This window comes from Microbulbifer sp. TB1203 (genome assembly GCF_030997045.1).
Classification (GTDB): domain Bacteria; phylum Pseudomonadota; class Gammaproteobacteria; order Pseudomonadales; family Cellvibrionaceae; genus Microbulbifer.
The window spans coordinates 3,884,721-3,910,821 of record NZ_CP116899.1 but is presented as its reverse complement, the minus strand read 5'-3'; the positions used below and the strand labels follow the sequence as shown (position 1 = coordinate 3,910,821).

At 52.3% G+C, this 26,101-nt stretch carries 29 protein-coding genes and 1 riboswitch; of the genes, 16 read left to right on the top strand and 13 right to left on the bottom strand.

The genetic code is table 11. The annotated features are described in order from the left end of the window. The first annotated feature begins 91 nt into the window (after positions 1 to 91). The 6 genes from PP263_RS16625 (at position 92) to PP263_RS16600 (ending at position 5,927) form a co-directional block, all read left to right on the top strand. The gene (locus tag PP263_RS16625; protein WP_183464081.1) at positions 92 to 508 is read left to right on the top strand and encodes a GFA family protein; all 417 of its coding nucleotides are present in this window, start codon (positions 92 to 94) and stop codon (positions 506 to 508) included. 513 nt (positions 509 to 1,021) lie between these two features. Next, a complete protein-coding gene (locus tag PP263_RS16620; protein ID WP_308364874.1) occupies positions 1,022 to 1,624 on the top strand; it encodes a class I SAM-dependent methyltransferase in 603 nt (200 codons plus the stop codon). 129 nt (positions 1,625 to 1,753) lie between these two features. Then, a complete protein-coding gene (locus tag PP263_RS16615; protein WP_308364873.1) occupies positions 1,754 to 3,310 on the top strand; it encodes an IS1182 family transposase in 1,557 nt (518 codons plus the stop codon). Positions 3,311 to 3,472: 162 nt separating this feature from the next. Further along, positions 3,473 to 3,811, top strand: a complete 339-nt coding sequence (locus PP263_RS16610) for a hypothetical protein (RefSeq protein ID WP_308364871.1) — start codon at positions 3,473 to 3,475, stop codon at positions 3,809 to 3,811. Between the two features lie 15 nt (positions 3,812 to 3,826). Then, positions 3,827 to 4,351, top strand: a complete 525-nt coding sequence (locus PP263_RS16605; protein WP_308364868.1) for a hypothetical protein — start codon at positions 3,827 to 3,829, stop codon at positions 4,349 to 4,351. 370 nt (positions 4,352 to 4,721) lie between these two features. After that, on the top strand, positions 4,722 to 5,927 hold the full coding sequence (locus PP263_RS16600; RefSeq protein WP_308364866.1) for an IS256 family transposase: 1,206 nt from the start codon (positions 4,722 to 4,724) through the stop codon (positions 5,925 to 5,927). Positions 5,928 to 6,080: 153 nt separating this feature from the next. Here the strand turns inward: PP263_RS16600 and PP263_RS16595 are convergent, their stop codons facing one another. The 5 genes from PP263_RS16595 to PP263_RS16575 all read right to left on the bottom strand — a co-directional run bounded on the left by PP263_RS16595 (position 6,081) and on the right by PP263_RS16575 (position 7,862). Beyond that, a complete protein-coding gene (locus PP263_RS16595; protein ID WP_308364865.1) occupies positions 6,081 to 6,260 on the bottom strand; it encodes a hypothetical protein in 180 nt (59 codons plus the stop codon). A gap of 2 nt (positions 6,261 to 6,262) precedes the next feature. After that, positions 6,263 to 6,415 (bottom strand): hypothetical protein, encoded by a 153-nt coding sequence (locus tag PP263_RS16590; RefSeq protein ID WP_308364863.1) that lies wholly within the window; start codon positions 6,413 to 6,415, stop codon positions 6,263 to 6,265. Between the two features lie 10 nt (positions 6,416 to 6,425). Next, positions 6,426 to 6,965, bottom strand: coding sequence for a hypothetical protein (locus PP263_RS16585; protein ID WP_308364861.1), 540 nt, complete (start codon positions 6,963 to 6,965; stop codon positions 6,426 to 6,428). Between the two features lie 211 nt (positions 6,966 to 7,176). Next, positions 7,177 to 7,458, bottom strand: coding sequence for a hypothetical protein (locus PP263_RS16580; RefSeq protein ID WP_308364859.1), 282 nt, complete (start codon positions 7,456 to 7,458; stop codon positions 7,177 to 7,179). A gap of 107 nt (positions 7,459 to 7,565) precedes the next feature. After that, a complete protein-coding gene (locus tag PP263_RS16575; protein WP_308364857.1) occupies positions 7,566 to 7,862 on the bottom strand; it encodes a hypothetical protein in 297 nt (98 codons plus the stop codon). A 489-nt stretch (positions 7,863 to 8,351) separates the two neighbouring features. Here PP263_RS16575 and PP263_RS16570 point away from each other — a divergent pair, with 489 nt between their 5' ends. The 3 genes from PP263_RS16570 to PP263_RS16565 all read left to right on the top strand — a co-directional run bounded on the left by PP263_RS16570 (position 8,352) and on the right by PP263_RS16565 (position 10,803). Continuing rightward, positions 8,352 to 8,591 (top strand): helix-turn-helix domain-containing protein, encoded by a 240-nt coding sequence (locus PP263_RS16570; protein ID WP_374693672.1) that lies wholly within the window; start codon positions 8,352 to 8,354, stop codon positions 8,589 to 8,591. A 431-nt stretch (positions 8,592 to 9,022) separates the two neighbouring features. Further along, the gene (locus PP263_RS22745) at positions 9,023 to 9,358 is read left to right on the top strand and encodes a helix-turn-helix domain-containing protein (RefSeq protein ID WP_374693671.1); all 336 of its coding nucleotides are present in this window, start codon (positions 9,023 to 9,025) and stop codon (positions 9,356 to 9,358) included. Between the two features lie 32 nt (positions 9,359 to 9,390). Next, the gene (locus PP263_RS16565; protein ID WP_308364855.1) at positions 9,391 to 10,803 is read left to right on the top strand and encodes a TonB family protein; all 1,413 of its coding nucleotides are present in this window, start codon (positions 9,391 to 9,393) and stop codon (positions 10,801 to 10,803) included. 125 nt (positions 10,804 to 10,928) lie between these two features. On the opposite strand, the gene PP263_RS16560 is transcribed toward PP263_RS16565, so the two are convergent. Then, positions 10,929 to 11,099, bottom strand: coding sequence for a hypothetical protein (locus PP263_RS16560; protein WP_308364853.1), 171 nt, complete (start codon positions 11,097 to 11,099; stop codon positions 10,929 to 10,931). 214 nt (positions 11,100 to 11,313) lie between these two features. Here PP263_RS16560 and PP263_RS16555 point away from each other — a divergent pair, with 214 nt between their 5' ends. Together PP263_RS16555 and PP263_RS22740 are read left to right on the top strand one after the other, a co-directional pair. Further along, positions 11,314 to 11,559 carry a helix-turn-helix transcriptional regulator gene (locus tag PP263_RS16555; RefSeq protein ID WP_308364852.1) on the top strand — a complete coding sequence of 82 codons (246 nt, stop codon included), beginning with the start codon at positions 11,314 to 11,316 and terminating at the stop codon, positions 11,557 to 11,559. A gap of 25 nt (positions 11,560 to 11,584) precedes the next feature. Next, positions 11,585 to 11,791 (top strand): helix-turn-helix domain-containing protein, encoded by a 207-nt coding sequence (locus tag PP263_RS22740; RefSeq protein ID WP_374693670.1) that lies wholly within the window; start codon positions 11,585 to 11,587, stop codon positions 11,789 to 11,791. A gap of 263 nt (positions 11,792 to 12,054) precedes the next feature. Here PP263_RS22740 and PP263_RS16550 read toward each other — a convergent pair whose 3' ends face one another. Further along, entirely contained in the window at positions 12,055 to 12,438 is a 384-nt protein-coding gene (locus PP263_RS16550) for a RidA family protein (RefSeq protein ID WP_308364851.1), read from the bottom strand. A gap of 128 nt (positions 12,439 to 12,566) precedes the next feature. On the opposite strand from PP263_RS16550, the gene dbpA reads away from it, so the two are divergent. The 3 genes from dbpA (at position 12,567) to PP263_RS16535 (ending at position 17,631) form a co-directional block, all read left to right on the top strand. Next, positions 12,567 to 13,970, top strand: a complete 1,404-nt coding sequence (dbpA, locus tag PP263_RS16545; RefSeq protein ID WP_308364848.1) for an ATP-dependent RNA helicase DbpA — start codon at positions 12,567 to 12,569, stop codon at positions 13,968 to 13,970. Between the two features lie 283 nt (positions 13,971 to 14,253). Further along, a complete protein-coding gene (locus PP263_RS16540; protein WP_308364847.1) occupies positions 14,254 to 14,970 on the top strand; it encodes a C80 family cysteine peptidase in 717 nt (238 codons plus the stop codon). A 732-nt stretch (positions 14,971 to 15,702) separates the two neighbouring features. Further along, complete coding sequence (locus PP263_RS16535) at positions 15,703 to 17,631, top strand: family 43 glycosylhydrolase (RefSeq protein WP_308364846.1); 1,929 nt, start codon at positions 15,703 to 15,705, stop codon at positions 17,629 to 17,631. A 121-nt stretch (positions 17,632 to 17,752) separates the two neighbouring features. Here PP263_RS16535 and PP263_RS16530 read toward each other — a convergent pair whose 3' ends face one another. After that, positions 17,753 to 18,139 carry a phosphotransferase gene (locus tag PP263_RS16530; RefSeq protein WP_308364844.1) on the bottom strand — a complete coding sequence of 129 codons (387 nt, stop codon included), beginning with the start codon at positions 18,137 to 18,139 and terminating at the stop codon, positions 17,753 to 17,755. 87 nt (positions 18,140 to 18,226) lie between these two features. Continuing rightward, a complete protein-coding gene (locus PP263_RS16525) occupies positions 18,227 to 18,652 on the bottom strand; it encodes a reverse transcriptase domain-containing protein (RefSeq protein ID WP_308364843.1) in 426 nt (141 codons plus the stop codon). Between the two features lie 865 nt (positions 18,653 to 19,517). Between PP263_RS16525 and PP263_RS16520 the strand changes: the two genes are divergently transcribed. Continuing rightward, positions 19,518 to 20,408 carry a M15 family metallopeptidase gene (locus PP263_RS16520; protein WP_308364840.1) on the top strand — a complete coding sequence of 297 codons (891 nt, stop codon included), beginning with the start codon at positions 19,518 to 19,520 and terminating at the stop codon, positions 20,406 to 20,408. Between the two features lie 27 nt (positions 20,409 to 20,435). Next, positions 20,436 to 20,996: a hypothetical protein gene (locus tag PP263_RS16515; RefSeq protein ID WP_308364838.1), complete on the top strand. Its 561-nt coding sequence runs from the start codon at positions 20,436 to 20,438 to the stop codon at positions 20,994 to 20,996. Here the strand turns inward: PP263_RS16515 and PP263_RS16510 are convergent. From PP263_RS16510 to PP263_RS16495, 4 genes are all read right to left on the bottom strand, one after another. Next, complete coding sequence (locus PP263_RS16510) at positions 20,974 to 21,873, bottom strand: choline kinase family protein (RefSeq protein ID WP_308364836.1); 900 nt, start codon at positions 21,871 to 21,873, stop codon at positions 20,974 to 20,976. The two genes, PP263_RS16515 and PP263_RS16510, sit on opposite strands and share 23 nt — an antisense overlap. Positions 21,874 to 21,883: 10 nt before the next feature. Then, positions 21,884 to 22,546, bottom strand: a complete 663-nt coding sequence (pnuC, locus tag PP263_RS16505; RefSeq protein ID WP_308364835.1) for a nicotinamide riboside transporter PnuC — start codon at positions 22,544 to 22,546, stop codon at positions 21,884 to 21,886. Continuing rightward, complete coding sequence (locus PP263_RS16500; RefSeq protein WP_308364833.1) at positions 22,539 to 22,802, bottom strand: YkoF family thiamine/hydroxymethylpyrimidine-binding protein; 264 nt, start codon at positions 22,800 to 22,802, stop codon at positions 22,539 to 22,541. Before PP263_RS16500 ends, pnuC begins: the two co-directional genes overlap by 8 nt. A gap of 183 nt (positions 22,803 to 22,985) precedes the next feature. Then, positions 22,986 to 25,130, bottom strand: coding sequence for a TonB-dependent receptor domain-containing protein (locus PP263_RS16495; protein WP_308364832.1), 2,145 nt, complete (start codon positions 25,128 to 25,130; stop codon positions 22,986 to 22,988). Between the two features lie 59 nt (positions 25,131 to 25,189). Next, positions 25,190 to 25,287: riboswitch (TPP riboswitch) on the bottom strand. Positions 25,288 to 26,101: the final 814 nt, after the last annotated feature.

Below are 26,101 nucleotides of genomic sequence, written 5' to 3'. Positions count from 1 at the left end.
TGCTAACAAGGCGCTGCACTCGGACGGCAATTCCGCTGCGCTCCATTGCCGCCGGTGAGCTTGGTCGTTATTTGATTTCAAGGATTGAGCTATGAATGAAAATATAAAGGAAGTTGATGGGGTTAAAATTCAACCAAAACACTTAGCTACCTGTCATTGTGGCCTGGTTGAAATTGAAGTGGACTTGCCGAAAGGTTTAGTAGATGTTAGGCGCTGTGATTGTTCTTTGTGCCGCAGAAGAGGGGCAATTGCAGCATCAGCATCTTTGGATGGAATCAAGATTATAAAAGGTGAAAAATACCTTAAGTTGTACCAGTTCAATACAAATACCGCAAAACATTATTTTTGTAGCAATTGTGGGATATATACACACCACCAAAGAAGGTCAAATCCAAATCAGTTTGGTTTTAATGTGGCATGTTTGAAAGATATAAATCCACTAAAAATAGAGGGCGTTCCCACAGAAGATGGTGTCAATCATCCAGCGGATCGGAGCTCCCTCAAATAACCAGTCGACCCAAGGGACAGCCTACTATAAGCACCTTTTGCGCGGTCGCTGCGCTCCCATTTTTGCATAAAAGGCGCTTATAGTAGGCTGCCCTTGATCTCAGCGTTATGCAAATGAAGAGCATCCTCAACAATGAAGTCTAGAACGTATGGTGTAGTTGGATATGTATGTTATTTGCTCAGCTACTTGGGCCTTGTACTCATGTCTGCAAAAACTCATGGATTTAGTTTTAGTGTCGAAATAGTAATAGATATCGTGACCCTCATGCTTCTTCCTGTGGTTGTATGTGCCGCTGTTGGTAGCGTAATTTGGTATTTCAAACGAAAAAGCATCTGGGGGTACACTTTAGCATCCATAATTTTCGTTGCCCCATTGGGCGTGGCAATTAATCTATTCGCTACTTACCTGCTTTGGTGGTCCTCCAACAATGCATAACCAGGCCATTAAATACGCTCCCTTCGGTCGCCGGACGCTCGTACCTCGCGCCGTTTATGGCGGGCGTTAGGCATAAAGATGAATCCCATAGATCAAGCAAACAACTACGACAAAATCGCCGATCATTGGAACGGTTCGGAGTTCAACCGGGAAAATGGTATAGAACAACACAGGCGAGCATTGCAGCTTTCGAAAGAAACGGGAAAAGCTATAGATATAGGTTGTGGAAGTAGTGGCCGCATTATTGATCTAATGCTTGAGCATGGTTTTGAAGCTGAAGGTCTCGACTTTTCTATAGAGATGCTAAAGCATGCCAAGAAGAGACACCCAGAAGTGGTGTTCCATCATGCTGATATTTGTGAGTGGGATTTTTCTGAAAAATACGATTTCATTTCGGCGTGGTATAGCATTTGGCATGTTCCGCTGGAATATCAAGAAATAGTACTCCGTAAGCTATGTGACGCATTGACAGAGGATGGGGTTATTATCTTCACTAGCGGTGCAGTTGACGAGCCCGGGGATGGAAGTAACCCATTTCTTGGCCAAGAGCTTTATCATGCAGCGCTCGGCATTCCGGCTCTTTTGAATGTATTGAGCGACTGCGGTTGCATTTGTCGGCACCTTGAAAACGACGATTGGCCAAATCTGCACTTATATGTAATCGCGCAAAAAAATGCCTAACAAATGTAGGCTGTCGGACAAATTACTCGCTGCGCTCGCAATTTGCCGCAGCTACAGGCGTTCAGGCTGTAGAAAAACTCTTAAAACTCAGCGTTTTTTGGTAAAATTTGACCCTCAAAGGGAGGGGATATGCCAAATTTCAGAAAATACAGCTACAGCCAGGACGCCATGGTCGTCATTAACTTCGAAGACCAACTCCAGCCTGCCACTTTCGAGTTCACTCTCCACCGTTTGATCGACGGGCATATCGACCTCTCCCCCTTCTACGACAAATACAGCAATGATCAGGGCGGCAGAGCCGCTTACGATCCAGCGATTCTGCTCAAGATCATCCTGTTTGCCTACGCCAAAGGCATCACCTCCAGCCGCGAGATCCAGTGGCAATGTGAAAACAACATCATCTTCAAAGCCCTCTCCTGCGACGCCGTCCCCCACTTCACCAGTATCGCGAGCTTTGTCAGCGGCTACCCCGACGCCATTGAGTCTGTCTTCGAGCAGGTACTGCTTGTCTGCGACCAGCAGGGCCTACTGGGCAATGAACTCTTTGCCATTGACGGCTGCAAGATGCCCTCAGACGCCTCCAAAGAGCATTCCGGCACTTTCAAAGAACTGGAACAGAAGCGAGACAAAATCCAGAAGAAGATCCGGCATTGCATCGAAGAGCACAAACGGCTCGACGGGCGAAAGCCCAAAGAGCGAGACCGAAAGAAGCAGCTCGCCCAGGCCACTGAAACCCTCCAAAAGCACTTCGACAAGATTGATCAGTTCCTAAAGACGGCAACCCCAAGGAAGGGGCAAGGAAAGAACCAGAAAGAAGTAAAGAGCAACATCACCGATAACGAATCCGCCAAAATGACCACCAGCAAAGGCACAATACAGGGCTACAACGGTATCGCCGCCGTCGATAAGGAACACCAGATCATTGTCGAAGCCCAGGCCTTTGGCTCCGGCCAGGAACAGCATACGTTGAAGTCGATTCTGGACGGTATCAGAAAGCGGTATCGTGATACCGGAATCCATGACGATATCCTCAAAAGTCAGGTAATCATAACCGCAGATACCGGGTTCTCCAGTGAGGAGAATAATGATTATCTCCGCAAAGAGAACATCAACGCCTACATCCCTGACAATAAGTTCCGATCCAGAGACAAAGCTTTCTCTAAGCAGAAAAAGAAGTATGGCAAGCGAAATCAGTACAATGCCAAAGGCCAGAAGAAGATCATCCCGGCCAGCGAATTTCAAATCGATGTCAAGAACAAGATCTGTATCTGTCCGGCCGGAAAGTCTCTTTGGTTCGTTGGTGAATCTCGACCTGTCAAAGGTAAAAGAAAACTGATCTTTGAAGGTAACCTGACCGACTGTCGCAGCTGCCAACTGAAAGACCAGTGTATGCGCAATCCAAGTGCCGCCGACACAAGGGAGGGGCACGGTCGCCAGGTATCGATTACAGTGACCAATGGCCACACCGCGACAGATTGGATGAAGCGACGCATCGACAGCCAGGAAGGAAAGTTGATCTACGGGCACCGAATGTCCGTGGTGGAGCCGGTATTTGGCAATACAGGCACCAACAAGGGCCTAAATCGATTCACGTTACGCGGCCTGGACAAGGTCCAGGGGCAATGGCGGATGTTCTGTTTGGTGCATAACATTGAAAAGCTGATGAATTATGGAGCGATTCACTGAGCCAGAAGGCTCTTGACGAAGCCTCTCTATTGACTGCGCAGATTGGATGACTATGTGAAAGGACTGTGTTTTAATCGGGTTCAATGATCAATCAAAATATGGCTGGAAGAGCTGATTCTCCGAAATAGTTTTTCTACAGCCTCGTTATGTTTGAGTGAGGGCATGCAATATTCTAAAGAAGAGATAGAAGCCGCAAGAATACGCGTAAGCACTCATGCTAAAGCGGTAGTTAATGCTCTCATGGATAGATTTTCTCTTTCTCATGCAGATGCTGCTGGGCTCCTAAATACTGTCTTGAAAAGTATCGCATGGAAGAAGCGTGATCCTATAAAAGGTGATATAGAATCATTTGTCCGCTGCCAGGAAAAACCTCACGAAATAAATGAGGTGCAACTAGCAGCCTACTTGGAGGAGATGGCCATATGTCCTGCGTGGGTAGCAAACAACCTTAGAGCGGCACTAAACGACAAATTCATGAAAAACATAACTAGGCCAAGCTGACGGACAGTCTACACAATGCGCTTCGCGCAAAAAGCGTTCCGGCTGCCGCAGTTGGCAACGTTATGCCTTCCGCAAATGAATATATTAGTTACTATTTTTAGAGTTTTCTGTCTACTGGCCCTCGGCGCTCTCTCTGTAAAAATGATGTTCGGAGATCCCGTAGGCAAATCTACGGAGACCATTTTTTCTGAGGTTATCGTTTATGCCGAATGCCCAACTGGGAAATACGCCAGACCATTTATTAAAGTAAAAGGCAATGAGACTAGATTCCACGTCATAAAAGAATTTGCTTATCGTACAGGGTGCTTTGATGAACAGGAAAGCTTGTTAATTGGTGAATTAGCGTCCTTTGTTTATTTCAAAGATGCCCCTTCATCAGGCAAGGTAATTGAAATAACTGTTAGCGGTAAGAAGATTTACGAGCGAAGTGAGTTTGTGGGTAAGTCCACATCAGCAGGAGCCTTGCTATTTATGTTGGCTGTTGGCTTAGCTGCCTGGTTCTCTTTTTCAGTCAAAAGGCTTAGCAAGTCGCTCAATTAGACGCCGCGAAGCGGCGCGAATTAGCTCAGCGCTAAATCTTATACATAAATAAAAATCATATCCCATTAAAAATCAATGAGTTACAATTTTCTTTGCTCATAAAAACGAAAGGATGCAGGGAAATGCAGGATTGGATTGAAATCGGACGCTGACGGGGTCAGGCCTTACATTTGACATGGCTTATGTAAATTGTAAGACCTAACCCTCAGGGCCTGTATCGGCTTCAGTGTAAATGTTTCCATATTTGCGATCGCGCTCAGTCCTGAATTTTCGCGCTGAGGCACCGACGGGGTCAAGGCACCGACGGGGTCAGGGGTAGTGTTCAGAATTCTGTGTCATTTCTTTACCATACGCAAAAAAGAGATGACTCATGACCAAACCTACATTCGACATGGATGCCGCTGTCAAGGCGCTGCGTGAGGGCAAAGACCTCAGCGGCAAAGACGGCATCCTGACCCCACTGATCAAACAACTCACCGAAGCTGCCATGAAGGCGGAGCTGGAGGAGCACCTCGCCAGCGAGGACAAGCCCAACCGCAAGAATGGCACCACGTCCAAAACTATGAAAAGTCCCGCTGGCAGCTTCGAGCTGCAGGCGCCGCGGGATCGGGCTGGCACCTTCGAGCCGCAGATCGTCAAGAAGCACCAGACCCAGCTTACCGACGAACTAGAGCGCAAGATTATCGCCCTATTTGCTCTGGGTAACAGCTACCAGGACATCCGTACACACATTGCCGAAATCTACGGAATGGAACTCTCCAACGGCACCATCAACGCAATCACAGACAAGCTGCTGCCCGAGCTTCAGGCATGGCGTGAGCGCGATCTGGAGGCCGTCTATCCCATCGTCTGGCTGGACGCCATCCATTACAAAATCAGGGAAAATGGCCGCTATGTCAGCAAGGCCATCTACACCATTCTTGGCCTGAACATCGAAGGCAAGAAAGAGCTGCTGGGGCTCTATCTGTCCGACCAGGAGGGCGCCCATCACTGGCTGAGCGTACTTACCGACCTCCACAACCGCGGGGTCAAGGACATCCTGATTGCCTGTGTAGACGGCCTGAAGGGCTTCCCTGAAGCCATCGAGAGCATCTATCCCAACACCGAGATCCAGCACTGCATCATCCATCAGATCCGCAACTCGATGAAATACGTCGCCTCAAAAAATCAGAAGGTCTTCATGGCCGACCTCAAGTGCATTTACAAAGCGGCAACGCTCACTGCCGCCGAGAGCGCCCTGGACGAGCTGGAGGCCAAGTGGGGCGATAAGTACCCAATGGTGATCAAGTCCTGGCGCAGCAAGTGGCCGACCCTGTCGGCCTACTTCAAATACCCGGATTACGTGCGTACGGCGATTTACACCACCAACGCCGTCGAGGCTGTCCACCGCCAGTTCCGCAAGCTGACTAAGACCAAAGGCGGCTTTGCCAATGAGAACAGCTTACTCAAGCTGCTCTATGCCGGTATACTGAAAGCCTCCGAGCGATGGACGCATCCGATTCAGAACTGGAACCTGACGCTATCACAGCTGACGATCCACTTCCCGGACCGCCTGGAGAAATACATCAGCCTGTGAGACTATTTGGCTGACACAGAGTTTTGAACACCCTCGGGTCAGGCCTTACATTTGACACGACTTATGTAAATTGTAAGGCCTACCTAACCCCATAATTATTCATTGGGTTGATTTACTCAATGCCCAGAGATCGTATAACTGCTTATCGAACACTTATTTTTCATCTTCGTCGTTAGATAAATCTAAGCTATCTGGACCACCAGACATCCTTCCACTTGGCTCTTCTTCATCTACAGGAGGCACGATATTTTTTTGCTTAATTTCTTTTGCCTTCTGCTTAAGCCTTTCTAGCGCTTCAACTTGCGATGGCTCCTTCTCAGACTCATCACACATAATCACTCTCCGCCTGAATCTTGGGGATTTTTATTTATTTTCCCTTCAGGCTCATATGCGCCAACTACAGGCTTGAGCAATGCGACCCTTCTGGAATATTCTTTTATTTTTTTTACCTGAGGATCTTTTTCTACAATTTCATTTTTCTGGCTCATAAAAACAACCTCATAAAACTTTAGCTAAATAGCGCGGTTCATTCTTACTGGCACCTTGGAATAGCTCATAACCCAACTTCTTATAACTATTTACAGCACCATCAACTGGATCAATAATTCGAGCTTCCTTCGCCCCCAACGCGTACCCGTACATTTCGACTGCAGATAGCGCTATATATGCCACTCGACCCTTCAGCGGGTGCGCTGTGTCGGTTGACCCTTCGAGAACTTCCAGTCTCACATGTACGTTTTTGGCAGACATTTTCCCCAAAAGAAGTCCGCATAGAATAGAGCCGAACCATATGGCCGCCTCGAATCTTTTCGGATGTTTTCCTCTGTAATGCGCCACCCATGAATCCCAGTCCCAGCCACCATTTGGAGGAGTTCTTGAATTATTGGGCCACAACTTATACTTCTCCAAGGCTATCATATTTATAGGCGTCAATTTAACCCCGGGCATATTTATCGCCTTTGGAACTTCCGAGTAAACCACTGAGCGTAACGCACTATATTTATCTCGGTGCTCCTGAAATGATAACGCCTTATCCATATCCTCCGGCTCCCTTTCATAGCTGAAACCGGAAATATCGACCAAATCGAAAACTTACTCAAGCCTTGAGCCAACGCCAACCTCAAAGTTGTCGCAGTTTTCAACGGGAGATTGTATTCATCAGCCTGCCACTGGTTTCGGCATTGGTACCAAAGGAGGGCATAATCAACTGTCTGTGGATAAGTCACTTCACCATTAACTTAATTTATGCTCACTTACCGTGAGCCTCCTTCCATTTTTCTTCAAACTGTTGCGGCGTGATGATATGTATATCGAATTCAGGCTGCTTTGCTATTTCCGCCAGTGGTGGAACAGCGACAATTCCCAGCCTGGTAGTTTTAGATGATGCTTTTTCAGACGAAAACCCCAATGATCCATCTTTAAAAACTTCTACCTTTCTAGTTTCAAAACGGTCATTGTTGAGTTCACTGTAAAACTCAACTGGACTGTCTGCTGGGCTATTGTGCCACTTCGAATAAATGTAGGAAGGCATAGCGGCGTTTCGCTCCGAAATTAATGTCGTTTAAATATTGAACACCACAAAACGGCATTTAGGGTTGTCCGGCTCGGCGAAAGGCAATCAGGCCCAAAAGACAGTCGTTACTCATGTCGATTCGGCTGGTTCTTTTCCCACGCGGAATAGAATAATTCCTTTAAGTCATCGACCATTTCGCTCATAGCCCAGCCGTAGCGCTGGAGCTGCCAGCCGTCGGCAGACGTAAACTCTGCCTTGGACATTACCCCTACTACAGCGGACAGCATTTCCAGTCGATGACAGATGGCTTCCTGCAATACATCGACTGGTACCCCTGGCTGAAGCTGAAACACAGATCGGGTATGATCTTTCCGATCATCTAAAACCCTTGAACCGATGGCTGTCCCCTTATACTTATCCATAGCGCCTAATCTCCTCGATCAGAATATGCATTCTTATCTCTTTTCTTGGCCAATTCTCAGCCAATATTTTTAAGGCGACTGAGGTGTGCTTCTCCGGAATTGAATAAATCTTATCTGAAAATTCCTGTACTACCTCCGACACACCCTTATCCAAGCGCCCCACTTTCAACTTTAGTAGAAGCTCAGTTTTTATCCCCGCCGCCTTGGTGATTGCATTTAGGTCCTTTCCGACAGTCGGATTTATGTTCGTTGTAAAATTTGAGCCGACCTGAAGGAACTTCAGATGTCTTTGAACATCGCCCCGGATTTCCCTCGTCCCAGCTGCACCCCGATCGCATTGAAAGACCTGAATAACTCACGTAGCAGTCCATCAGACCGCTAATTGGTTGGTCAACCGAGTATAACAGCTTCATTGCCAAGTTTGTAGACTATAGTCCGTCGACCATAGTCTTCCGTCTCCGCAGACTCAGGCATCGAAGGAGAGATACCATGAAGCCTGAAGAAGCATTCGGTTATGTACTGAAGACGATCAGATCAGACCAGGGACTCACTCAAGAGCAACTGGCCTTTAAATCTAACCTGGACAGAACTTTCATATCCATGCTGGAACGAGGCCTGAGACAACCCTCTTTGACTTCCATCCTCTCTATCTCCACATCTCTCGGGATCCCCGCAGATAAACTCATAAGGAAAACAGTGGAGATTATGGATGAAGATCACCAAGCGTAATGCGTTCGGCGCTCGCCTGGTTCAAGTGGCGAATCGACGACCCCATTAGCGCGTGTTGGCTGCTGAGAAACACAGCCGCGCAATCACAAATGCCGGGCTATCTTCAGCGTGCTGTGCCACACAGGGCCCGGTATATCTTTAACGCACTTACCATCACTGAGGACTACGACGCATTGGTAACACTGCAACTTCTTTCGACGAGTTCGGAGAGGTGCGGAGCGGTTTCTTCCAGGAGAAGCTCCCAGTTGGCACCATGGTGCTTATGAGGCCGTCTTTATAATGGGATCTTCTGTACCGGCCAGTTCAAGCAGGCCAAGGACCGGTCTTGTCGGAGTCTACTTCCAGCCGGACCTATCGAACATCTTCGGCGAGGGCTCAGCGTCGTCATACTAATGGAAGGTGGACTTCTTTAGAGCTGCTCGACTTCAGCGATGGAGGGACAGTTAATCAGATCCAATATAACCATGAACTTATCAGAGAAATTGGCCAGAAACCTGAGAGCCCGCCGGAGCCAGCAAACGCAAGACGTATTCGCCCGCAAATTGGGTATTAGCAGGGCCACCCTGACCGGCCTGGAGAGCCTCTCCCAGAATATCACTCTGAAGACATTGGATCAGATCACGAAGAGTCTACGTTGTGACGTGGGGATTTGTTCAAATAAGCAGAATAGAGCCGGCCAGGTGACCCCTGTGTCCGGGCTCCTTTCCAGAGACCACGGAGGGCGAGCAGTAACAAAGTTACAGGACTATCCCACGTTTGCCTGCTAAAATCGGCGAAAAATAAACAACGGGAGATCATTGTGAAACGGATTTTTCTGGGGGTTCTTTTGCTTCTCATCGGCGCTGCGCTGCCCGTGCAGGCCAGTTTTGACAAGGCCATGGAGGCCTACAGTGCGGGAAACTACGCGGAGGCGTACCGCAGCTTTGATGCCTTGGCCGCAATTGGCGATTATAGCGCGGCGTTCAATATCGGAGTGATGTACTACCGGGGCGAGTATGTCGATCGCGACCCCGTCGAAGCCTGGGCATGGATGCAACTGGTGGCATCCCAGTCCGGAGCGGAAGACATATCGCTCACCGCCAGTAAAATCTTTTCGAAGCTCGCACCAGAGGAGCAGGACGATGCCCGGGCGCGCCTGGAGACACTGCTCCATAGCCACGGCAAGCAGAAGATTTACGAGGACCTGAGCCCGACACTCTTGTCAGACGACGAGTGCAACGTGGAACGAATTCCGGTCCATAAGGAGTCGCCTCGATATCCCCGCGTAGAGCTGGAGCGGGGCAGGTTCGGCCGGGTAGTTTTGGAATACTCGGTAATGCCTGGCGGTCATGTCAGGGACGTAACCGTTTCGCAGTCCAGCGCTCCCACCTTTTCGCGGGCGGCCGCCAGATCGGCGCTGTCCTATCGTTACGAACCGGCGGCGGTAACCGAGCCGACAAGCGGCTACAAGACCGCGGTCACATTTAACATCGCCGGCCCCGTCGACAACAAACGGAAACTGGTGGCCGAGCTGAACGAATGGAAAGACAAGGCCGAGTCTGGTGACCCCGTTGCCCAGTATGTATATGCCTTCAGGCTCGGCGTATTCCGCTCCTTCAGAAACTACATGAAGGGAGTAGACCTGGAATACCAGACCGCAAACAAATGGTACCTGGAGGCGGCGAAGAGGGGGGTACCCCAGGCCCAGTTCGAAATCGGTCGCAATATGGTTGTGGGACGGGGGTGCGAAGCGGATGCGCAAAACGGCATGAAGTGGATAAGTGCCGCGGCTGTAGCCGGCCTGCCGGAGGCGCAGAGCTATCTCGCAACCAACGCTGGCACCATTCCATATGAGGAGCGCCGGGAGCACGCCATTCGGTGGCTGAAAAACGCCTCCATGAACGGCCATTATTTTTCCGGACTTTTACTTGCCTGGGAGCTGGTGACAGGCCCCGGTCAGCCATCGGCGGAAGATCTGTTATTGGCGAAGGATCTGGCGGCTGAGGAACCAGTGGAATATTTTGATAACGTTCGCATCCTGGAGACAAAAGCAGCGGTGGCTGCGGCACAGGCTGACTTCAAGACGGCGCAGCGCCTGCAAAAGAAGGCCATTAAGTTGGCCAGACGCTTGGAGTGGGACCTCCGGGACGCCAATCACCGCTACGAAACGTACAAGCGGCGCGAAAAGTGGGTCGGTCCCTACTATTACGATATTTTGCTCGACCCTACATAAACCAGAGGGTCGTACATAAACCAGAGGGTCGGGTCTTTGATTTTTGGTTAGCAGAAAGAAATCACAGGTCAAAGAGCTGGCCCACCTTTAGTGCCTGGTGGCTCCGCCATCGCTGCCGGGCAGGTTCAGCAATTACCTTTCTTGGCCTGCCCCGGCGGGCAGTGCTTCTGCTGTCCGCCAACCACGACGCCGGGGATTCTGACCTTGGCGGGCTCCAGTTTCACACTGGGACCAACAAGTTCGCATCCGTTGAGAAAGGCTGTTGTGCAAAGAATCAGCGCGATTTTTAATTTCATTGAAATACTGCGGTAAATGGGTTTGGCGTTTAGTGTAATGTCTTGCGTGGCTGGCGGTCCATTCATCCCTCATACTTTTTGTCGAATTTGAGGGTCATTTCTCACTGCAAGTTCTCCGAAGGCGGAACAGTTCAAAGAGAGGTCTGCAGCTGTAATAGCGGGGTCCGGTGATCAACGGGTCAGACTCGGCCGATTTCTAATCTCAACCTTGTACGTGGTCGCGCAAGTCGAGAAAGAGTTTGACCGCTTCGGCCGGCACGTGGCCGCGCTCCGCAAGCAGATGAACCCACCACTGAGCCAGGAAGACTTGAGCGGACTTTGCGAGCTGGATCGTACCTATATCTCTGGCATTGAGAACGGTAAGCGCAACGTGAGCCTGACCAACATTTTTCGGCTGGCCCGGGCTTTGGGTGTAGAACCCAAGGATCTGTTGGACTACCCGAACGCTGGAGAGCCTTAGGTACTGCAGATATAGCCATGTTCACATGTGGACCATGAACTTATCAGCGAAATTGGCCAGAAACCTGAGAGTCCGCCGGGGCCAGCAAACGCAGGAGGTATTCGCCCGCAAGCTGGGTATTAGCAGGGCCACCCTGACCCGCCTGGAGAGCGCTTCCCAAAATACCACCCTGAAGACGTTGGACCAGATCACGAAAAGTCTGCACTGTGACGTGGCCGATTTGTTTAAATAAGCTGAATAGTGCCGGCCAACTTTTCGAAGGATGGGTAAAGCGAAGCGTGCTCATAAATGCCGCGGAAGATGGGCACGTCGCTGCGCTCCGCTGACTCGCGCCATCCATGGGGCTCGCCCGCTTCGCGGGCGCCTGCGGCGTCCAAATCGGCAATCCTGCCGATTTGTGCCCATCCTACAAGGAGAAGCGGCTTATGCCATTCGGGTCAGAGTCATTGGCTTTCTGCCGCGCCCCCGTTGGTGCGCGGCCGGGCGAAAAAGTGCTTAACGGGGTAACCGCGCGGTCACCTGGACTTCGAGCTTCATCGCGTCGTTCAGCAGCCGTGCTTCAAACACGGTTGCCGCCGGGCGGACTTCTCCCAGCCATTTCTGGAACACCGGCCAGCAGGGTTCGAAGTCATCCCTGTTGGGCAGGATGTAGGTTACCCGCACGACGTCGGCCACGGAAGCGCCCGCCTCATTCAGCGCCTGCTGGATATTCACGAAGCACTGCTCCGCCTGTTCGACAACATTGTCGCTGATGCTGTTGGCGGCGTAGTTGAAGCCGGTGGTGCCGGAAACGAACACATAATCACCATCTACCACCGCGCGTGAATAGCCGATCTTGCGTTCAAATTCCGAACCGCTGGAAATCAGTCTTCTGCTCACAAAATTCTCCTTGGAAATATACGGGACCGGGGGAAGCGGATGATGCCATAAAGAGAGATTTACGCCAGTAGGAATTCGGCCTGCCCTTGCCTACAATGGCCCGCTATCCCGCCAATTGAGCTCCTGTTGTGACAACACCCGATACTGACCATCCCCGCGATTTCCAGTCACTGCCGCTGCAGCAGTCCCTACTGAAAAACCTGCAGGACCTCGGCTTTGCGCGCCTGACGGAAATCCAGGCCGCCGCGCTGCCGGCGATTGTGGCGGGGAAGGATGTCATCGGGCAGGCCAAGACCGGCTCGGGCAAGACCGTGGCGTTTGGTCTGGGTGTGCTGCACAAGCTGCAGGTGGACCGGTTCCGGGTGCAAGCTCTGGTTTTGTGCCCTACCCGGGAGCTGGCGGACCAGGTAGCGCGGGAGCTGCGTAAACTGGCGCGGACAATTCACAACATCAAGATCCTGACGCTGTGCGGCGGTATGCCATTTGGACCGCAAATCGGCTCCCTCAAGCATGGCGCACATATCGTGGTGGGGACGCCCGGCCGCATTGAAGATCACCTGCGCAAGGGCAATCTGGACCTGAGCGAGGTACAGACACTGGTACTGGACGAAGCGGACCGGATGCTGGATATGGGCTTCCAGGCGGTACTGGACCGGATTCTGGCGGAGCTGCCACAGCAGCGGCAGACATTGCTGTTTTCCGCCACTTATCCCAAAACCATTAACGCACTGGCGGCCCGGGTTCTGCGCGACCCGGTCAAAGTGGAAGTGGCCTCGGCTCACACCCAGAGCACGATTGAGCAGAATTACTACCAGGTGGAAAACAATGAGCAGCGGCCCGCCGCGCTGTACCAGTTGCTGGCCAGTTATAACGTTTCATCCGCAGTGGTTTTCTGTAACACCAAGAAGGAAACCGATGAAGCGGCGCAGGCGCTGAAGAGCGCCGGCTTTGCCGCGCTCGCGCTCCACGGAGATATGGAGCAGAAGGATCGCGATCGCACGCTGGCACTATTTGCCAACGGCAGCGCGACCATTCTGGTTGCAACGGACGTGGCTGCGCGCGGGCTGGATATTGAAGAGCTGCCAATGGTGGTGAACTACCATCTCTCCCGAGACCCGGAAGTCCATGTACACCGGATTGGCCGCACCGGACGGGCGGGACAGAAGGGCGTGGCGCTGACACTGGTCAGCAAAAAAGAGATCTACAAGCTGGAGCGGCTGGAAGAGCTGATGCAGCAACCGTTAACACTACAGGAGATCCCGCCCCTGCCCAGGGGATTTGCGCCTTCCCGACCGGTGATGTCTACCTTACAGATCGATGGTGGAAAAAAACAGAAAGTGCGAGCCGGCGATATTGTCGGCGCATTGACCGGCGATGGTGGTATCGAAGGCACGCAGATTGGCAAGATTCAAATTTTCGACTTCTCCACCTTTGTCGCGGTAGAGCGGGTGGCTGCCAAAAAAGCCCTGGGCAAGCTGATCAACGGAAAAATAAAAGGCCGCAAGTTCCGCGCGCGTATAGTGGGAGTCTGAGTTTTTCCGGTAACAGTGAAATTGCCTGCATTCTGGGAAAGCAATTATTGGGCCAGAGTAGAATTTTGTCGTCCGATATTACCGATGTATAAGGTGTCAGAATTTTACTCCGATCCCAATTCTTTTTTCCCGCCATAGCTGTCAAACCCGGTTACTCGCCTATAAGATTGATGGCCCTTCTGACTCCAGCACCTTTTCACAAAATTTGTACCAATTACAGCGTGAGGCGGGAGATTCATTCAGAAGGTTTGTTTCATAGAGCAAAGGAGGCGAAGGGAACGTAATGAAAACCAGATATACAATTGTTATCGGACTTCAGGGTGGCGATGAGTCCGAAGTAATTGACTCAATAGTAGGTTTGTTTTTAGGGAAAATTCACGATGAAGGCGGTCCGATATACGTGTCGGTGGCGGGATTCCCGTCAAGCAGCAACTGGAGAAATTACATCGCCACAGAGCATTCTCTTGATAGACGGGATATTCAATCCATAGTAGGTGGAGATATTGGGGTTTACATCGTCTCGCATGGATCGGGAAACAATGTGGGGGGATTGAGCGCCGCGCACTTGGCAGCCCTTATCCAGGAGCTTGGATTTACAGAAATTCGTAAACTCTGCCTGGTCGCCTGTAACACAGGCAATAGCCTGAAGAACGCAACAGAGGAAGGCGTTCAGACGGAAATCAATCAAAGTTATATCGGCACTCTCTGCCGGGCGATGTATCCAATGACGCCGATGGTCGCGGGCTACGCAGGGTTTGTTACCGTTGCCCACCCTAAGTATTCTGGAAGGATCGGTGTTCAAACATCTTCCGGAGGTTGGCAGTGGAAAAGAGATCATGGCTCTGCGGCCGCGGGCAAGAAACTAACCAAAAAAGCACACAAACAAGGGCGCATCACTGTGATGACTCCCGAGGCTAGAAACAGTATCAAGGTCATTGCACAATCACTGGACGGGCACACTGTTAACCTCGTGGGTCTCGATCAGTGGCATGATAGTTGATGGAAGTTTTAATAACCCGGAAGACTAGTAGGGTTCCGGGTGTCGGATAAAAACAATGCGTTCACCCATTAGCCGGCCCCATCTATTGGTCGCCGGCTTTATCCAGGGAGCTGGACGTCTGAATGTTACTCTGACCCAGGATACTGTTGATCATCACTGGCGAGAATTGTATAGGCAATAGACCCGCATAATTTACACCTCCGCACTGAAAAGCAAACTGCCTGCGCCGGCATCCTTCAGCTGCATCGCCAACGGTTTGGACTGCCTCACCACCAGATCGAAGACACCATTGCCAAGGCTCAGCCTACTGACTCCCAATTTCTGTAGTTTTGCCAAATCGTCTGTTTCAGGCGAGGCTAATACTCATTTATCACCGGTCGGTGATCCAGCCGCTCCCAATTAAAGGCAGCTAGGGTCAAAATAACTTTTGACACTTAATTCATTTATCCGCAGTGGAAGGACCGCACTCCGGCATGACTGCGGAGGCGCCGACCCGGCAACTGGGGCTGTCGACCGAATCCAATGTGGCGCTGACACGGCCGTCCCAAACCAGAAATATACCTGTCACTTAAATAGGGCTTATGGCGCCGTAAAGCTCCCAAGGTATTAAATACTACAAAATAACGTGATTTCTCTCTCGGAATAAATGGCCGCAGCCACTGTAGCATCCCGCCTGCTTTCGGACGGCCCAATAGGGCACCAGATCTTATGATAACTAATGGATGGTTTCACATGTTTAAAAAATTCTTACAGCAGGTTATACCTGTTTTTCTAATTAGTATTGCCGCTATTGTTTCCAACGCGGCATCAGCGATTGAACTGTTCGGCCAAACCGCCACGCACGATCCTTCCACCATCGTTGAAGATAACGGCACTTACTGGACCTTTGGCACCGGTGATGGCAATGTCGGTATGGTAAGCCGCTATTCAACTGACCTGCTCACCTGGCAGACGGGACCAACGGTATTTCAGCCGGGAACTTGGCCCAGCTGGATCAATCAACGGGTGCCGAATTTCGATGGTAACTTTTGGGCCCCGGATTTAATTGAAATGAATGGCCGTTTCTATATTTATTACTCGGCATTTTCCACCAGTAATCCCCCCACTTCCGCCATCGGCGTTGCGGTGACAGACTCGCTCAACAACCCCAATTGGCGCGATCTCGGTATGGTGGTATCTACGCAGACCGAACCTAGAACCAACGGCCAGCCGGTTAACGCCATCGACCCGGGCGTTTACCGCGATACCAACGGCGATGTGTGGATGATTTATGGTTCCCATTATTCCGGCTTGTATATTGTGCAGATCGATCCCAATACCGGCCTGCGCCTGGGGTCGGCGCGTTTTGCCGCCATTGGCAATAACGGTAATTGGAACGAGTTCGAGGGCGCACAGGTTCAGTACATCGATGGCTACTATTATGCCTTTGTTAATCGGGGCGATTGCTGTGCGGGTAGAGACAGCAATTACTACATCCTGGTGGGCCGGTCCACCAGTCCGACCGGACCATTTCTTGACATCAATGGTGTGAACCTGTGGAGCTACGGCAGCACCAACGGCAATCCAAACGCGGCCAGCACCGTCCTGGCAACCGACGGAATCTATATTGGCCCGGGGCACTTTGGTTACCTGAATAATAATGGGCAGCATCTGGCGAGTATTCACTACTACGATGGCAGGACGTCCAATGGCTGGCCTTCACGCCTGGACCTTTTGGAAATAAATATGGTTAACGGCTGGCCCACATTTACCCGCGACTTCAGCTTGGCCACGGGCAATGGTAGCTCGTCATCATCTTCTTCCAGTTCAAGTTCCAGTAGTTCCTCCTCATCCGGAAGCGCCAACATCATTGAAGACGGGCGTTACAGGATCATAGCCCGCCATAGTGGCAAGGCGATGGAGGTGGCGGGTGCCAGCAGTGCCGACGGCGCGAACCTTCAACAGTGGACCAGCAACGGCGGAACGCAACAACAGTTCGATGTGGCACGCCAGGACAGCGGCATTTACACCATTCGCCCGGCACACAGTGGCAAATCACTGGATGTGTACGACTGGAGTACTGCACCCGGTGGCAACATCGTCCAATGGGATTACTGGGGCGGTGAACCCCAGCAGTTCAACATTGTCGGGGCGGATGATGGTTATCACATGATTATTTCAGCGCTGAGCGAATTGGCTCTGGACGTGGACAGCTTCAGTGAAGCCGATGGCGCCAACATCATGCAATGGAATGTTACCGGAGACGTTAATCAGCAATGGTCTTTCCAACCGGTGGACAACAGCGGCACTTCAAGCACTTCGTCATCCAGCAGTTCGTCGTCAACTACCTCTTCGTCAAACAGCAGCTCCTCAACCTCCAGCAGCGGCGGCTCGGGGCTAAATTGTACGGTAAGCGCGGACTCCTGGGGCAGCGGATTTACCGCTAATGTCACCGTAAGCAATAGCGGCGCTACCGTGAGTGGCTGGAGTGTAAGCCTGACGTTTAACCAGAGCGTGGGTATCAGTAATGCGTGGAGTGCAAATGTCTCCACCTCCGGTAATACCGTTACCGCCACCAATGTGTCTTACAATGGTAATTTGTCGTCCGGGCAAAGTACCGGTTTCGGATTCCAAGGTACAGTTGACGGCAACTTCCAAACGCCTACCTGTACCGTAAACTAAGCGCTACTTTTATCCCTAGCGTTGTAGTGATCAACCCAGCCTGGCCAGGGCTTCAAACCTGACTGGACTGGGTTGATTGTGCAGCAGGGAGTTTTGAGAATGATGCAGGCGCTAGTCAGAGTTACTCACAAATAGTGGAACTTAGTGCGGATAAATTACTGGCCCGATCACGAATTTCATCATTGATGTGAGGCTGACTCATGGCCCCACTACACCACTGAACCGCATACCAAAGCACAGATAGATACCCGTAGATCACCCGCCAGTGATCCAGCCTCTGCCAATCGACCTGCGTTGCTGGGCGATGCAGGTATTCAGCGAGCAACCATTGCTGTTGCCGCTTTTCCAGCCGGTACTCTTCGACAATAACTGCCAGTTCGTAGAAGGGATCGCCCATCGCGGCGTACTCCCAGTCTATCGCATACAGGTTTCCGTTATCGACGGCAATCAGGTTTGCCATCAATAAATCGTTGTGACAAAGACAAATCCGGTGTTCAAGAAATCGCAATCAGGTGGTCATGGTGCACATGATCAAAGAAGCCTTTGATGTCTGCCTCCACTACCCACTCTGTCTGCTCGTTCGTAATGATTTCTGCTACCCGGGCGAGCGCCTGATGGCACTGCGACCGGGGCGGAAACCATATGAACAGTCGCGAAATTCCGGTTCCCAGATGGCTTGCAGTATCTGGCTGAGCCGGTCCTGCACCAACTGGTCCTCAAAACTGGGGATGCCCAGCGGGCGGTAGCGGCCGTCCCCTTTGGGGATATAGGCCCGTCGCGCAGGTTTGGGCCGGTAGCCCAACCGTCGTAGACGGGCCGACAGCACCGCTATCCGTCCCGTTACACCTTCGGCATAGCCCTCTTTTCTTATCCCGTCCACTCCAGGCGCCTTTCTTCCATCCTGGCGCGTGAAGCTGGCACGCAGCCCCTGCTCTTCCGACAGCAGCCCCATCAGAGCCGTAAATCGAAGCCTGGGCTCCGCGTGCGCCTTTTGTGTGAAACGTTCCAGTCGTGTTTGCACGGGTGGCTCCTCTCTGCGTAGGTCCGTGTTGCCCTTTCACGTTATCTCAAGCCGCCACCCCTTGGCTCCCCCCGCATTACCAGGGTTCTTAGCTACTATAGGTGGCTCCGACTTCCAACCATCACCGTCCGAGTCCTCACTTTCTATCGCTTGTTCGCGGGTGCGCACTTGCCTGTGCGCCGATGATTGGATCTCCCTGGTTACCGCACATTCGCAGTATCAGGCTCGACGCGGCCTCGGGCCCCGGGGAGTAGCCGCACCGCTCGCCTCATCGCGATGCCGCTTGTTGCCTGCCGGAGAGTCAAACCCGTCGGCACTCTCCAAGAAATAATTTTTCGGGGCTCTACACCTTCAGGGTCGGCTTCACCCGTTACCTTTGCACCTCGCCTGCTTTCGTGCCTACGCATCAATCAGCCCGTTACCGTGCTGACTGCAAGGCTCGATACCGGGCCCGTGGCTAGCGGCTACCCGGGCGGGATCTCCACCCGCTAGAATGTGCGGTCTTGCCAGGCCGCTGCTGACCCCAATTATTTGAACTCAATTACTTCTGGATCAGAACGCAGTTGTTGAAAATGGCGCCATAATAGAAGGCTGAATTCCGATCAGCCGAAATTATATTGCCAGCCCGATAGCTGGCAATATAGACTCTCCTTCAAATAGGGGTTCCATTCAGTGGTGTACCGGAATCCAGCTTAGAGATAATATTTATTCAAATTTTCAGCACTATTGCTGTTAGCTCGTTGGCTGGAAACCCGGATGGCATCTAAGTCATTGCTTGTGCAGGTGATAAGTGATTGTTTAAGATGCAGCCTCCCAATTGATATATGTTTAACCGTATGGAATATACCTACAGGCAGGGATTGAAATGATTAGCAGTAGCGTAGGACTAGGTGGTGCGAATCAAAAGGAAGTTGTGCTTTATATACAGAAATTGCTTAACAGGTATATCGAATCCCGAGCAATTTATGTTTTGCAGTTTCTTGAGGTAGATGGAAAGTGTGGCCCGCGCACTATTGGCTGTATTAAAGAGTTTCAGAGCCATATTGTCGGTTTGGCACACCCCGATGGGCGTATTGATTCTAACGGCGGAACAATAAAAGCATTGGAGAATTACGCATCTCCACAAAAACAGCGAGTATATGAATTTAGTCTTGGAATACACCCGTTTCTTTCGTTTACTGACCGGGCAAGTGTCTCCTCACCTAAAAAAGCTTCTGCAAACACAAATACCGCGGCCGTTGTCACTGATGATCCCAGGAAATTAATGACACGTGCAGCGGTTGCTACGGCCTATGGTTCTATTTCTGCTGAAAAAGTTTGGGCAAATAAAAGCACTTATCTGAAAATGTTTAAAATCCCAGAGTCAATCACAAAAGACAAAAATTATGCCTGGGTAAATGTATATGACCCCAAGAAACGAAACGTGAGTAGAATCTGGTGCCATAAAGCGATGCATCCCTTCCTTGACACCGCGCTTAAAAATTTGCAAAAACAGGGGTTGCTGGGAGACTTAAATGAGTTTGGTGGCTCCCACAATATTCGGGCGACAAGAGGAACCACGACTTGGTCTGCGCACTCGTGGGCTTTGGCCATTGATATAAATATGACAGGGAATGGCCTAGGCCAGACACCAACAATGTCGCAAGAATTTGTGAAATGTTTTACTGATGCTGGCTTTTTTTGGGGTGGAAACTACTCAAGAAAGGATGGGATGCACTTTACAATCGCAGGCTTTGATAAACCATCGTCTTCTTGACTGTAATTTGAGATTTCTGGAATAAATATGAAAATACTCCTAAAGACTTTGCTTGTGTTGGTAAGTTTTACTTCTGCCGCCTGCAATAGCGAAGCCGATAACAGAACCCCAAAGGATACTCTGCAAACATCTTATACTCGCATTGATTCATGTAAGGAAACTGTGCAAAACGACAACGCAGCTTTTTCCATTTTGGACTGCGGAAAGGTGGGTGAGCATGATTTGCATATTACTGTGCAGTCGCCCACTATCTTTACGGTGCGCCTCAAGAAGGATAGCGCTGAAGCAATGTCCGAGTTTGAAGAGTTAAGCGGTGATTTGCCATTGGAGACCGGGCCGGTGCTTGAATGGTATAGCGATAATCACCAACCGCGTTTTATGGTATTTCGTGTTAGCTGGGGGACCGATGATGAGCCATTCCAAATGGATGAGCGGTTGGTCATCAGCTATATTACAAAAGACCGTATATGTCCGCTTGCAACGGTGCAAGTAAAATCCAATAAAAACGCCAACGAGAAAACACGTGAATTAATCTACGATAAATTTTTATCGACGACTGAGTGCCCTAAAACAGTTTTGTCTTTTTAAGCTGGAGAATAGCAGAACTTAGTGCGAATAAATTACTGGCCCGATCACGAATTTCATCATTGATGTGAGGCTGACGCATGGCTCCACTACACCACTGAACCGCATACCAAAGCACAGATAGATACCCGTAGATCACCCGCCAGTGATCCAGCCTCTGCCAATCGATCTGCGTTGCTGGGCGGTTCAGGTATTCTGCGAGCAACCATTGCTGTTGCCGCTTTTCCAGCCGGTACTCTTCGACAATAACTGCCAGTTCGTAGAAGGGATCGCCCATCGCGGCGTACTCCCAGTCTATCGCATACAGGTTTCCGTTATCGACGGCAATCAGGTTTGCCATCAATAAATCGTTGTGACAAAGACAAACGCCGTCATTCAGTGATTTGGCGATCGCAATATGGCGCTGGAGCTTTGGGTTCAGCGCTCGCAATGCGGTATAGAAATCCGCTCCATCGTCGATGGATCGCCAATAGCTCGCCACCTTATCGTCTATTTCCAGCTGTGTATCGATGGCCGGCAATGCGTGGATGCTGCGCACCAGCTGTGCGAGTTGCTTCAGTGCGTCCGCTCCGCCCGCGCACCACGGCTCTCCCTCGATATAGCGGGTTACCAGATATTGATGGCCGGGATCGCAGTAAATCACCGGGGCACACAAGCCGGCTTTATAGGCGTGCCGAAGGGCGGCGGCCTCGGCGCTGCGGTTTAAATCCAGCGCTTCGCTGATCGCGGAGTTCTTGCGCAATACCAGCCGGTCGTTGCCGGCAATTATCAGAAAGCTTTGGTTGGTCAAGCCGCCGGTGAGCGGCTTGACGACAGAGGGTTTGGCAGTACTCCAGCGCGGCCAGTCGGGTGGGATAATGTCATTCGCAGCGGCGATCATATTGAGACTGTCACTGTGCCAGAGTCACAGGTTCGATATTTGACTGCGATGGTCCGTCGGCCAGCTTTTCCCGTTTGTAGACGGCCCGCCATTGAAAGAAGCCCACGATAACAATCACCACATAGAGCAGGAACAGCAGTGCGGTGAGGTAGAGCTCCCTGTCGAGGTAAAGATAGATGGAGACGCCGTCCACCACTATCCAGTAGAGCCAGTTTTCCAGCACCTTGCGCGTCACCATATAGGTGGTGACCACGGCGCCCCAGGTGGTGAAGGAATCCAGGTAGGGCAGGGCGGCGCTGGTGTTGGTATCCAGCAGATAGCCGAACACCAGCGTCAGCAGGCCGACGCCCGCAAAAACAAACAGGTGCGTGCGCAGCGGCCAGCGGTGGATGTGCAGATCCCGCTGTTTGTCGCGGTGGTGGCGCCACTGCCACCAGCCGTAGACGGCCATCAGCAGGTAGAACACCTGCAGGGCGGATTCCATCAGCAGGCTGACGTCCCAGAACAGGAAGAGGTAGATCAGGGTGCTGGCAAAGGCGGCGTACCAGCAGCTGATCTTTTCCTTCATGGCCAGCAGCAGGTAGGCCAGGGCAAGGATGACGGCGGCCACCTCCCACAGGGACATGGCGGCGAGGGAGGTGGCTATGGTGTTGCCGATTTCGCTGTCAAACATTGCTTGTTTCCGGGGCCAGGTCGCCGTCGATAAATTTGCATACGAAGATGGCACGGCCGTGCTTTTCGTAGGCCGTGCGTATTTCCTGTTTGAGGACGTCCATCAGCAGGTCGTAGTCGCCGAATACCTGGGTGCTCATAGTGTTGGTGATCACCTGAAGGTTGGGGTGGTTGTTCAGGCGGTCGATGAAGTCCTGGATGGTGGGGATGTACTCGTCTTTCAGGGGGTACATGCTGATTTCTACGGAGAGTTTCATAAGTTTTGCTCCTTTGGAGCGTTATTTGGGCAGCCTCTGAATATCGTCATTCCGGGATCTTTAGCTAACGGCGGAGTGCCCGGATGTTCCGGGGTTTTCTGGGTTCCGGCCTTCGCCGGAATGACGATTTGGGTTTATTCAGAGTTCCTCGACAGAGGCGGGCGGCTCTGGGCCGCCCTGATTCTAAAAAGTGTAAGTACCGGAAATTCCCGCTACCCGCGGTTCGCCTTGCTGGTAGTAGGCTTCCGGGGCGTAGTCGTTGGCGGGGTTGTTGCCGAACTGGTTGCTGAAGTAGAAACCCCGGGTGTAGTAGTCCTTGTCCGTGAGGTTTCTGCCCCAGAGTGCCAGCTCCCAGTTATTGCCGTGATAGGTCAGGCGGGCGTTCAGCAATTCATAGGCGGTGGATTTTTCGTTGTGGCTGTTGGAAAAGTAGAAGTCGTCTTTGCCTTCCACTTCCAGTCGCAATACCAGGTTGGGCGTCACTGACCATTCCGTGCCGGTGAAGAACTGGTAGTTGGGTGCGTGGGCCACATCGCGGCCGTCGAGGTTCACTGGTGCCAGGGCTATACCGTTGAAGTCATCCCTGGCATCCACGTGGGACGAGCTCAGGAAGTCCTCGAATTCCGCATTCAGCCAGCCTGCGGACGCAAAGAGGCGCAGGGATTCGCTGGCGAGATAGTTCAGTTCGATTTCGAGGCCGGTTGTCTTGCCACCGGCGGCGTTGGTGAGATAGTCATCGAAGGAAAAATCGCTGGGATCGAACTCGGACTGCTTGGCCTGGACGTCGCTGCGATCCTGATAGAAGGTCGCCAGTTGCGCCTGCAGGCGGTTTTCCAGCCAGGCGCCCTTGATCCCGAGTTCATAATTGATCAACTGCTCGGTGTCGAATTCGAACTGGTCACTACCGATATTCGGGTTGCTGGCGGAGGCCGAGATGATCCGGCCGTTGACGCCGCCCGCTTTATAGCCGCGGGATACAGTGCCGTAGATCAGGGTGTTTTCGCTGTGGCTGTATTCCAGGGTGACGTTGCCGCCCCACAGGTTTTCCTTTTTATTGGAATCCACGGCGAGGGAGTCGGCGTAGTCGGCATCGCGCTTTTCAAACCTGAGTCCGGTTACCAGGTCGAAAGCCTCACTGAGCTGAGTTCGAAGCTGGCCGTAGAGTGCGGTGTTTTGTGTATCGAACTGGCTGGTGAAGCTTTCGTTGCGCTCGAGGCTCTCGCTTTCATCGCGGAAATAGACACCGGCAACCCAGCTGCTGCGGCCGTTGAACAAACTGGAGGCTTCCGTGGATAGCAGGCGGAGGTCGGCACTCAGGTTTTCTTTCTCGCGCTGGTAGTTGTCGGTGGAGCTGTAGCCCCAGGGGTGAAAACCGGCGTAGGTCCAGTCTTCATCGTAACCGTACTCGGTATCCGAGTTGGCCATGCTCAGGGTGGTTTCCAGGGTGAAATTCTCGCTGCCGGTCCAGTGGCCGATCACCGAGCCCGCCAGGGTTTTCTGGCGGTCCCAGCCGGGCTGGTCCGACAGGGTTTCGCGGGTGTTTTCCAACGAAAAGGCATCGTAACCGTTGTCGGCGTCGATAGTGAGTGCGGTGAAGTCCAGCTGCAAATCTTCGCTGGCCTGGTAGCGCAATTTGCCGCGCACAATCGACTCGTCGATATTGTTGGTGTCGCTGCGGCCCAGGTATTTATTTTCAATGTAACCATCGGATTGCTGAGTGCGGGCGGCGAGCCGATAGGTCAGCTTGTCCGTCAGGGCGCCACTACCGACCGCGGACAGAGTGCGGCCATTGTATTCCGCCACTTCGGCGGACACTTTTGCCATGGGCTCGGCGGTCGGGGCCTGGCTGGTCATGCTGATCAGGCCGGCCAGGGCGTTGGCCCCGTATACGGTTCCCTGGGGCCCACGCAGGATTTCCACCTGGTCGATATCCAGGGTGCTGGCGGCCAGGCCCAGGCCGGTGAAGTCGACACCGTCGATAATCAGGCCCACCGAGGGATTGACCGGGTCGATAAACTGGCTCCGTTCGCCGATGCCGCGAATCTGGATAAAACGGCCTCGCGATGCGCCGGCGGCGAAGTTGACGTTGGGGGCCAGGTTGAGCAGTTGTTCCAGGTTGCTGGCGCCGCGGGCACTGATCGCGGCTTTGTCCAGTACGCTGACGCTGGTGGGGAGGTCGAGCTGGCTTGTGACGCGGAGCTGGCTGGTGACGATGACCTCTTCCAGGCCGGTGCTGTTTACTTCAGCGGCGGTGGCCGTTCCGGCCGACAGGCAGCCGGCGAGGCTGATCGGCCAGGCAAGCGGGCTTTTTCTCGATGGGTAGTTCATGGTTCTCTCTCGGGGAAAGCTGGAGTGAAAGAGACCCGGGGGTGCGACGTGGGGAGGGTTGTTGAATACCTACCTATTCCTACGCCGGTATTAACCGGATCAGGTTCAAGGGTTTGCTCGTGGAGCATCTCAGGCGTAGCCACCCCTTAGGTTTTGCGGGCGGGATGATAGCAGATGTTGTCGTGGCTAGTAATTGGGCGGGTACTTTATAGGTTCGTGTAGGAGCTGCCCATGGCCGCGATCGAGGTTCCGGGTTTTCCGGTAGTCCGTTCGCGGCCATGGGCCGCTCCTACAGGGTGGGGAAACCGCCTGAGACGGGGTCGAGCATGCCGCCGGCGAGGCCATTACGAGGAACAGGCAGCTCTATTCGTTGGGGCCGCTGAGCAGGTACGCGCGAGGGCCACTGGCCAGATGCCCACGTTTTCGCCGCTGTGGGTATCTCCTGGCGAGGGCCTCCTGGCGGTAGCTGGGTATGCGGTTTCCACTTCGTCAGCCCGGTGCGAGTGGCGCCCGTCGTCGCGCCTGCCTTGCTGGTATCGGGTTGCGCACACCGACGAACAAGACCGCCGCGGAACTGGTCCGGCAGGTCGCCTGGCCATGCCTTAAGCTGCAATTTTTCGCGTCAGATACGAAAATTTTGGCATAATCGGTGTCGAGTACTGCGCAAAAAGGGAGCACGGCCAATATGCTGGACTGGCTCAACGCGGTACTGGCTGGTTCTTGGCCCGCGGCTGATAACCGGAAAATCTTTCCGGATTTGTTCTCTTCTGGCTAGGCTTCGCAGCGCTGCTGATGGACTGGTTAAAATTCATTCACCCAAAGTCCTCCGGCACGGCTGCGAAGGCACTGGCAGGTGGGACTGGCGATCGAATCCAACGTGGGCCGTAGCCGAGGCCGACTCAAATTCCCCGCGCCAATTCTCGGCGCGGATATGTGCTCCGGCCATTGCTATAAGTTTACAGATTGCGTTT